The sequence below is a fragment of the Flavobacterium sp. genome, assembly GCF_028712645.1.
Classification (GTDB): Bacteria; Bacteroidota; Bacteroidia; order Flavobacteriales; family Flavobacteriaceae; genus Flavobacterium.
In genome coordinates this window covers 1-10,712 of sequence record NZ_JAQTPQ010000120.1, presented here as the reverse complement: position 1 = coordinate 10,712, position 10,712 = coordinate 1, and the positions used below count along the sequence as shown (strand labels likewise).

4 protein-coding genes are annotated in these 10,712 nt (G+C 34.6%); all 4 read right to left on the bottom strand.

Annotated elements, in window-relative coordinates:
* Positions 1–6,540: hypothetical protein (locus tag PHC28_RS10410; RefSeq protein ID WP_300099706.1), on the bottom strand; the 6,540-nt coding region annotated here is incomplete at its 3' end.
* Positions 6,527–6,910: a hypothetical protein gene (locus tag PHC28_RS10405; protein ID WP_300099703.1), complete on the bottom strand. Its 384-nt coding sequence runs from the start codon at positions 6,908–6,910 to the stop codon at positions 6,527–6,529. The genes PHC28_RS10405 and PHC28_RS10410, both read right to left, overlap by 14 nt.
* A gap of 1,317 nt (positions 6,911–8,227) precedes the next feature.
* Positions 8,228–9,673, bottom strand: coding sequence for a hypothetical protein (locus PHC28_RS10400; protein ID WP_300099701.1), 1,446 nt, complete (start codon positions 9,671–9,673; stop codon positions 8,228–8,230).
* A gap of 206 nt (positions 9,674–9,879) precedes the next feature.
* Positions 9,880–10,218: a YegP family protein gene (locus tag PHC28_RS10395; protein ID WP_300099699.1), complete on the bottom strand. Its 339-nt coding sequence runs from the start codon at positions 10,216–10,218 to the stop codon at positions 9,880–9,882.
* Positions 10,219–10,712: the final 494 nt, after the last annotated feature.

The window sequence follows — 10,712 nt, the reverse complement described above, 5'->3', positions numbered from 1 at the left end:
ATCCGTTACTGGATTACCATCTGGGTCTGCTCCTGTAGCGGTTGCTAAGTTATAAACATAACCCGCATCAATATCAGCTTGTGTTAATACGTGAGTAGCTATAAATGTTGCAGAGTCAGTCGCTCCTACTGCTAAACTAGCAATTGGACCACCTGTAACAGTCGCATTAATATCCGTTACTGTTACATTAGTTAACGTTACATTACCTGTATTTTGAACTGTGAATACATAGTTGATTACATCTCCTACGGTAGCGATTCCATCAACGCCCATATCCAAAGTACCATCTTTTGTAATAACAATTGCTGGTGTTTGTGGCGTTGGTGTAATGGTACAATCTAAACATGTTGGATCTACTGGACATGTTGAACATGGTGTAGGATCACTTGAGGTATCCGTTACTGGATTACCACTTGGGTCATTACCTGTAGCCGTTGCTAAGTTATAAACATAACCCGCATCAATATCGGCTTGCGTTAAGATATGAGTTGCAGTAAATGTTGCAGAATCAGTAGCACCTACAGCTAAACTAGCTAGAGGGCCTCCTACTACAGTTGCATTTAAATCACTTACCGTTACATTAGTTAACGTTACATTTCCTGTGTTTTGAACTGTGAATACATAGTTAATTACATCACCTACTGTAGCAACTCCATCTGATCCCATATTCAAGGTACCATCTTTGGTTACTACTATCGCTGGTGTTGGTGCAATCTCTACTATTGTACATGTTGTACAAGCTGGATCAATTGGTGTACATGTGCCACATGGTGTTGGATCACTTGAAGTATCAGTTACTGGATTACCATCAGGGTCATTACCTGTAGCCGTTGCCAAGTTATCCACTTGTCCTGCATCAATATCCGCTTGCGTTAAGATATGTGTTGCAGTAAATGTTGCAGTGTCTGTCGCTCCTACAGCTAAAGTAGCAATAGGACCACCTGTAACTGTAGCATTAATATCAGTTACAGTAACGTTAGTTAACGTTACATTACCTGTATTTTGTACTGTGAACACATAGTTGATAACATCACCTACGTTAGCCACACCATCGGCACCCATATCTAACGTACCATCTTTGGTAATTACTATAGCAGGAGCAAGAACAATCTCTACAATAGTACAATCAGGGCAAGTAGGGTCTACAGGACAAGTTGTACAAGGAGTAGGGTCAGTTGAATCATCCGTTACAGGATTACCATCAGGAGATGTACCTGTAGCCGTTGCTAAGTTATACACATAACCTGCATCAATATCAGCTTGTGTTAAGATATGCGTTGCAGTAAATGTAGCACTATCAGTTGCACCTACAGCTAGAGTAGCAATAGGACCACCTGTAACAGTCGCATTAATATCCGTTACAGTAACGTTAGTTAAGGTTACATTACCAGTATTTAGCACTGTGAATACATAGTTGATAACATCACCTACGTTAGCCACACCATCGGCACCCATATCTAACGTACCATCTTTGGTAATTACTATAGCAGGATTTTCAGATGTAGATAAAGTTGCACTTATTTGTTCAAGACAAACACGATTTGGATGTGTAATTACTACTGTATACACGTTTCCGTTTAAGCCAGTTACATTTGAAATACTTAAAGTAGCCGTGTTAGTACCGCTATAGATTCCAGTGTTAATTAAAGGAATTCCATTTTCTAACCATTGATACACCAAGCCTGAAGAAACGTCAACAGTAGTTGGATGAGTATAATCAGGTAGTGTATTTGGTGCAGTACCAGTATAAACAGTTGTGTTTGTTGCTGTAGCAACTACACTAAATGTAGTACTGTTTCCATTTACAATGGTTTGATTTACAGGAGCTGTAGTTATTTGAACGCCAGTTGCTATGTTTACATTAGCATAACTTCCTGTATAAGAAGCTGCAGTAACAGTTCCATCAGCATTTATTACTGGTGTACCTGTTCCATAAACTCCTCCATCACCACCATCGGCAGTAGCTGAATTATAATACTCATTGGCATCACTACATCCATCGTTGTCTGAATCTAAATCAAAACTATTAGGTATGCCGTCACCATCATCATCACATAGTGAAGGATTGCTTATTTCGGCATACATAGCTCTTGCTCCAACAGGTGTAGATTGACTTCCTGTTAATCCATAAACATAATTATTTGTGGTATAATTGACAAATGTACCTTGAACGGCATAAGCAGGACTATTGGTAGTGTCATTAGGAACTATTGTAGTGCCATCTAATTGAATTGGCCTATGATAAACATAGCCTGCTCCTGGACCACCAAATCCTGAGACGTCTAAAGTAATTCCTAAATTAGACAAACGAGAACCAACTGATGCAACTGTTGGATAGTAAGCAAGACTTGAACCGATTACCTCTCCAAAGTTGGCATTTCCATTACCGTCAACATCTCCTACCAACAATGTCCATTCTGGTATTGTTGCTGGTGTATAAGCTGGATTTGTGCCTACGGCAGTAGGTGCTGATCCTGTAGGTACAAATTCTACTTTCATACCTGCATAAGGGTTCGTGTTTGGAACGCAATTAGCCAATACTAAACTACCCGATTGCAATGTTATAGCTCCTGTTCCCAATTGAACAGAAGTCATTTCTATAATCATATCATAGGTTTGTGCGCCAAAAACTAATGCTCCTGTTTTTTTAATTCTATCTCCAACTGTCAATCCTGTAGCTGGTATTACGGCAGGATACAAAGGTTTCAGGTTGGCAAATAGAACTTCATTTGCTGGACATTCTACTGTGTCTAAAATTCCATCGTTATCATCGTCAAGATCACATAAATCACTAACACCATCTCCATCTGTATCGGTTCCCACTAAACAAGAATCAACACATATTGGTGCTACACCACTTACGTTTAATGTATTGGATGCATTAATATCTTGCATATCTACATTATAATTGGTTCCTGTTGGAATTGGACTTGAGGTCCAAATATTGCCTGACCAAGTTCCTGGTGCTCCAGTACCTGTAGCTGTAAATGGTGCTGTACCATCTACTCCCACAATAACCGTATAATCTAAATTACCATAATTACAACTTGTTGAAGCTACCCCGATTAGTGTAATTAAACTATTTACCGTTAAATTAGCACTTGTAGAAGTTGCTTTACCACAAACAAAATTAGTTTCAGTAACAACGACTTGATAGTCATATCCATCCATACCAACAGTAACTCCTGTTAAAGTTAGCGTACTTGTAGTAGCTCCTGAATAAATACCTCCATCGGTTATATTTGTCCAGATAGTTCCTCCATCTGTACTTTCCTGCCATTGGTAAGACGTAACTCCTGAACCTCCAGAAGCAGCTGCATTAAAACTTGTTGTTCCTCCAACTGCTATTACTTGATCTGTTGGTGCTGTATTAATTGTACTTCCAACTCCAACAGTAAGCACATTTGCATTTGTACCTGGATATGTAGCTCCGATAACAGTTCCATCAGCATTTACTGCTGGAGGGTTACCATTACCATAGTACATATTACCATCTGTTCCTTGTGCTGTGGTTGTTCCATAAGCCTCGTTGGCATCTGAACAACTATCGTTGTCTGAATCAGGGTCTAAGTCATCTGGAATTAAATCACCATCTGTATCTTTCAATCCAGAACAAACGCCATAAACTCTAAATCCTACATTGTACTGTTTACTTCCTGTATATTGCTCAATAACTATTTCGTCAATAGGGTTATTGATGGCAAATCTATAATTAGCTTCCAATGGAGATGTTAAACCACTTGTAACATCTGCTGGATAAGCTACACTTGTTACGGCATCAAAATAAGGATAAGGATAACTAGGATGTTGATAAATTGTTCCTACTCCTTGTGTAAAAAGAGTACCAGGAAAAAATACCTGCGTACCATTTTTATAAAATTTAACTGTTAGAATTTCATTATAGCTCAAACTCACATTGGCAGCAGCAATACTTCTAATATTAAACTCACTCATAGTGACTAATTTATCAAAAGTAAGAACTGTTTTTCCTCCTGTAACAAGACTTGCAGAAGCACCTCCTAATGCTGTAGCATCAATATTGTTACCACCATTAGCATAATTAGGATAAGTCCCTAACGCACCTCCTGCTACAAAAGTTGTTGTAGCTGTACCGTGAACAGCAGTTCCTCCACTTCCTGCGGTAAAAGTAACGACACCTTGACCATCAATTGAAGTAGCTGCTGCAGTACCATCTGCATCATAAATAATTGGAACTCCTGTAACACATGGTGCATATTCATCAATATCGAAAATACCATCGTTATCATCATCTAAATCGCAAGCATCACTTACTCCATCACCATCGGTATCAGGTAAAACTGGAGGTCCAGTAATATTTACAACTGTTGTGTATGAATTACATCCAATACTAGTAGAATGATAAAGTACATTATAAGTACCTGCTGCTAAGTTATTAAACACATTACTTGATTGGAAATTTGCTCCATTATCAATACTATATGTTATACCTGCAGCTGGCAAAGGTGTATTTATTGTAATAGAACCTAATGCCGTACAGGTTTGAGACACAGAGCCAACTGCTGGCGCAACAGGTGCTAATGTACTAAATGACATACTCACATTGTCTGAACTAGTACATACGCCATGAGCAGATGTTATAGTCCACATAAACTCATAAGTACCAATGGTATCAAAACCAGTAACATTTGATTGTAAACTATTTGGATTGATTATTACTGGAGTTGTGGCTCCTACAGGAGTACTAACTAGAGACCAAGTTCCAGTACCAGTTCCTACAGTACTTCCTTGCAAAAATACATCAGAAGAACAAGAAAAAACTTGATCAGCTCCAGAATTAGCATTAATTTGTTGATCTATATGAATTGTAAAATCATCATACATTTGAGATATTCCAGAGCAAGCATATTCTTGTTCTAAAAAATTACCAACTCCGTTTCCATTGAACGGTGTTATTCTTATTACATAATCACCAGGTAATGAAAGATTAGAAATAGTAGTGGTTAAATCTGTTAAATCTCTTCCTGATTCTGGAGTAAATTGCACAGGTAAAGAACCCACAGGCTGAGAAATCACGGTAAAGTTATACCAACCGCTAAAATCTTGAAAATAACTAGAATTTACAACTTGTTTGTAAACTTGAGGTAATTGAATACTTGTTGAAGTTACACCTGCACCTGGATAACAAATAGAAGTATCAGGCACTTGAATAGGTAAACGTGAATTATCAGATACATGAATATAATAGGCATTACTTGTTCCACAAGAGCCATCAGATACACTAACATCAAATCTATATGTGCCTACTTTCCAACCACTTGCCCCTGGATCAACAGAAGCATATCTACTCATAGTACCAGTTCCAAAAACAGTTATTGTTGGGATACTTGCTCCAGGAGGTAATATTCCCGAAGAGGTAACAGTTGTTGTTACAGCAGGAGAATCTGCTGGGTCAATATTAAAATAAAAAAGCTCTGGAGTACTTGTATTAGCAATACCACAATGTACTTCTCCGTGAGAGTCCCCATAAGAATATAAAGTAAGTTGTTCTGGCGCACTATGCCCTGGAACTTGAAAAATTAAGGATTTTGGAGAAGTTCCATTAATTGTAAAGTTTATTGGAGCAGTCGTAAATGTTCCACAACAATTTGTAATGGTCATTGTAAAAGTATATATTCCTGGAATTGTAGCTCCATTAAAATAAATCCTTTGACGGTCAATATTATTAAATGTCATATTAGCACCAGCTGGCTGACTCGTTACATTAAGTGTAATTGCAGTTCCAGAAGCAGTACTTCCTGATGAATCAGTAGTATTGGAATTAAAAAAGGGAGCAGAACTTAAATCCATCCAAGAGCTTGTAGAACCTGATGGAACACAAAAGGAAGCGCTATTCAGGTTAATTTGAGGATTAGGACAAAATTTAACAATCATGTCATCTGTATAAGAGCAAACCCCATCAACTGAAGTAATTATAAGAGTTAACTTATAAGCAGGATCATAATCATGATTAGCGGCATTAATAAGTGAAAACACTGGATTACTAATATCAGGATCACTTAACGTTGCATTTGCAGAACCATTAGAAGGATTATACAAAGAAGTCGCTGTCCAATGACCTGTAAATCCAGGAGGTATTACACCAGCAAGATTTACAGTTCCTGTTGTCGCACAAATACCTGTAATATCTGTCCCAGCTGTAAATGATGCTGGTCTAGGGTGTGCTGTTACCGTTATTAATGATTGTGAAATACCTGTACCACATGGATAAGACAATTGATAAACATAATTACCATCAACCGACATACCAGTTACTGCTGTAGTTAGATTATTAGGAGAACTAATTGTTGGCGTCACAGGCCCAGAAACAAAACTCCATGTAGGTGTACCTACCCCAAGTGTACCAGAAACTGATCCATTAAGAGTTGTCGACTCACCACATACAATAACATTCCCACCAGCATTGGCTGTACAGTTCTGAGAATAAACGAATTGAGTACTAAAAAAAAGAGTAAGAAGTAAATATAAAATACTTCCTTTTAGCAAGTTAAACTTTTTCATATCCTGGCTGTTTTAGATTAAACAAATTTGGGAAACCTGAACAATTGGTTTCCAACAAATGGTTTGGCGCATTGGCACCACCACCGCTTTTGGTAATGGTAATAGCAGGAGTTCCTACTATTTTTGCTTCGGTTCCAAGCAAGTAATTGCTACTTGGAGGAAGTGGTGAGGTTATAATAGCTCTTGTAGCTGCTTCTGAGGCTACAATGAGTTTCACTTTTAAGAGTGAAGCGCTATTACACATCACAAGGTTTTTTGGGTTTTGTGTAGGTGCTGTTGTGTGGTTAGGAAAACTAACCAAGAAAGAGTGTGCACTTACATCTAAACATCCTAAGAGAAGGAGCAGTAATAAGGTAATTCTTTTTTTCATTGTTTTGATTTTAGTTGTTGGTTCATTCTTTTTTTCATTGTTTTGATATTTGTGTTTGATTTTTTTTTGACTTCTATTAGAGTACTATCAAAATAATTCTTCCCTAATAATTCGCTTTTCTGAAAATTCATTAAATCCATAAATACTATTTAGATTAAAAAAATTCAGTTGGCCAACTTATGGGAATACAGAAGTTAGATAGTACCTTTTGCTCTCATTATTTCTTAAAATTAGTAAGGCTTAATCATAGTTATAAAAGTATTCATAAATAAAAAAAGTCGTTAAAATACACATACCACATAGATACCTATTGTTTACAAACACCTAATAAACAGTATTTTATTAAATTTTTTATAAAAAAAATGGTCTTTAATCGTATTTTAATTCCTTTAATCGATATATCACTACTAAGACAATAGCATATTGCTTTTAAATTGTTATTTAAAAACAAAAAAACATACCGTATTTGACTTTAACTTGAGAAAAAGAGATTTACTATTCAAAAAAGATAGGCACTAATGAAAGAAAAAAAGCATCAGAGGTTTAGGTTTAATTAACAACCTGAACTCGATTAATATTAAAAACTTTAAACCACATAGAAAAAAATTTTATTTTAATAGAAAGACGCTTCGCTTATCATAGTTTTACTTCGTCTGTTCGACCTTTGGTCTCAGATCATAGCTATGAGTAAATAAAATGCATATAACCTGAGAGCAATATCATTAAGCTAAGGATTCTTTGTCATTTCGACCAACGGGAGAAATCGCATAACGTGAGCAATATATAAGATTCCTCCTTTGTCGGAATGACAAGATTGAGACACTTTTTGCTTAACTTAATGACATTGGACTCGAGCAAAGCGAATTGACAAAGTAAAACCTCTTTGCAAATTATATTTTTAAAAATCTATGTGGTAAAAAATTAAATGACTATCCGTTGCTTGCACCAATTCTGAAAATGGCACACGGATGACGCGGATTTAAACTGATAAAAACGGATTTTTATATTAATAGCAGCGAAAATCCGTCAAATCTGTGTCATCTGAGTGCTATTTTGGGTTATTAGTCCGCTTAGCGGACAATCATAAAAAATTATTAATAGAACCTAGCTGTTAATTGCTTGAAAATTAACCGATTGACAAGCTTTTTTTTCAATATATTGGAAACTTATTACTTTTGGTTTTTAGACGCAAAAAGTATAAAAAAAGGGCATACTGTTAAAAGTAGCCCTTTGTCTTGAAAATGTTTTCGGTTAGTCGTGTAAAATTAAGTAAAAAAAGTAGTAAGGTTTATGCAAACCCAACTACTGGTGAAATAGTTAGATTGTATCAACCCAAGCATAAATATCATCTCGTTCTGGGATATTCAATCTTTTACGCAACCTATTTTTTCGATTTTGAATGGCCTTAGCAGATACAAAAGTATAATCAGCAATTTCTTTGGTGCTAAATTTAAGTTTAAGATAAAAACAAACTTTTTGTTCTGTAGGAGTTAACTCAGACTGCATTGCTATTAGCTTAGCGTAAAAATCAGGGTAAAGCTCTTTAAAAGAATTAAAAAATAACGGATTATTTTTTTTCGCCATCACTATTACCTCTTCATAAGAAGTAGTAATTTTTTGTTTTAACGAAACAATTTGAACTTTATCTGCATTTATCTCCTTTTCCTTTTCCTTTAACAAGGCTCTATTCTTCAATATTTTAACATAACTCTTGTACAAACAAAACAATAATGAAGCAATTATAATAAATCCTATTATCAGCATTGATTGATTTATAGCAAACAATGTATTGTTAGCTTCAGCCTTTGAATCATAATAACTAAATCCTTCCTTAAAAATCTTGCTCTCGCCTTGACTTACACTGTCTTTATAAACCAATTGTAGCTTTAGACTTATATAAGAATTCGCATAATCCTTTAACTCGGTATAAATTTTATTTTGTGTTGCATAGTTATTTTCTAGAAGATAATATACTCGTTGCTTCTTTGCTATTACATTAGAACTATCAATATAAGAAAGTGCTTGTGGATATTTTTTCAACTCAAAACACAACTCACCTAGATTTGCATATTCAATAGCTAAAAAACCTTTTACTTTTTTCCTGTTATGCAAAGCCTTTTCGTAATAATACTGGGCTGAATCATATTCTTTAGCAGCAAGATAAGAGTTTCCTATATTCGTATAGGCCGGTATTGCTATTGTACCTTTTACTTTAGTGAAATGAAACAGGGCTTTTTTGTGATACTCTAAATACTCTTTTGGTGTAGGTTGTTTTTTTAAGCCTGCAGAAAACATAGCCTTATAAGTATATAACAATCCCAAATAATATTCCTTATTTTTAAAATGCTGCAACTTTGAAATTCTAGAAAAACAAGATTCAATAAGTTTAACAGATTTTTCATTAAGTCCTTCCCTACCCGATAAAACCGCTAATTCAATATCAGCAAACAATCTTAATGAATCAACATCTTTTTCTTCAGCCAAGGCAAGCCCTTCATCTAAATATTTATGTGCAAATTTGTAGTTTCCTTCTTCACAAGCCAACCTAGCTTTCTTTAGTACTGTTACACACTTTCCTTCCAAATAATTATTATGATTAGAGGAGAAGTACATTTTTTGTAAAGTAGCTCTATAGTTTTTTAGATTACCATAATTAATGACAGCTATTAAACTATCTATTTGCTTATTGGTATAAATCGCTTGACCAAAACTAAAATTAATAAGCGTAAACACAAGAATTAAGCTCAATTTTATATTTCTCATCAAAATGGAATATTTTTAAAAACTTTAAATTTAAGAGTTTGTTTGTGACTTGCATTCAAACAGCAAAATAAATAAGACACATAATAAAATAATAATCTTCATCTATTTCAATTTAATTATTTCAATTTCAACAAAAATAAAATCTGTTTTTGTTTTTGGTAAAAAAGTCACGTACTACAAATAATGAGTCAAATGTGGCTACTAAATTATTTTAGCGGTATCTCGTCAACAGTTATTGCTTTTAGAGCATTTGTTCTTACAGACTCCATTCCATTATCACGTGAAGTTTCGCTCTCATACATCTGACTGGTACCAATTATTTGCCCATTGGTCGCTTTTAGGTTAAAATATGGCTTGCCATTTGAAGCTATCATTCGATTAAATTTTGAACTGTCCTGTGAATTCCGTTTTACGGATTCGATTCCTTTTTCACAATTAGCTCTGGTTGTGTACCCTTCACTGACAAGAATTACCTGATTATTGCCTGCGATTAAGTTGAATTGGAATTCTCCGTTTTTTCTTTTGGTAATAACAAATTTTTTCATTTTTTTTTCGATTAATTTATCTTTAATTTTAGGTGTTTTAAATATCATGCAATTAAAAAAACTATGTAATTCTTTTATCATTTCTGTTTTTGTCTTAGAGGTGTCCAATAAAAATATATTGGCAATATTTTCCATTTTAGTCAATACCTCTTTATTAAAAGAACAGACAAAAATTTGAACTCCTGTACTATAAAGTTTCAAAAAATCCAATAATTCAGACTCAGAATATAATACAAAAAAAAAGATTGTATAATTACTCACATCTTTTAGATTCTCGTCCTTTTTGGCTTTCTTAAATTTAAAGTTTTCACTAAACTCAAGCTTTAAAAATCTAAAAAAATAATGCTGTTTATCGTATACCTAAATTTGTTGCATTTCCATTTCAATTGATTTTTTTTTACAAATTCCCCTTATATTAATTTTAATAAGATTCAACTAATTATGTTAAATTTAATTTACAATGAATTTCATTGTTTTAAAAAAAAGAAATTTGC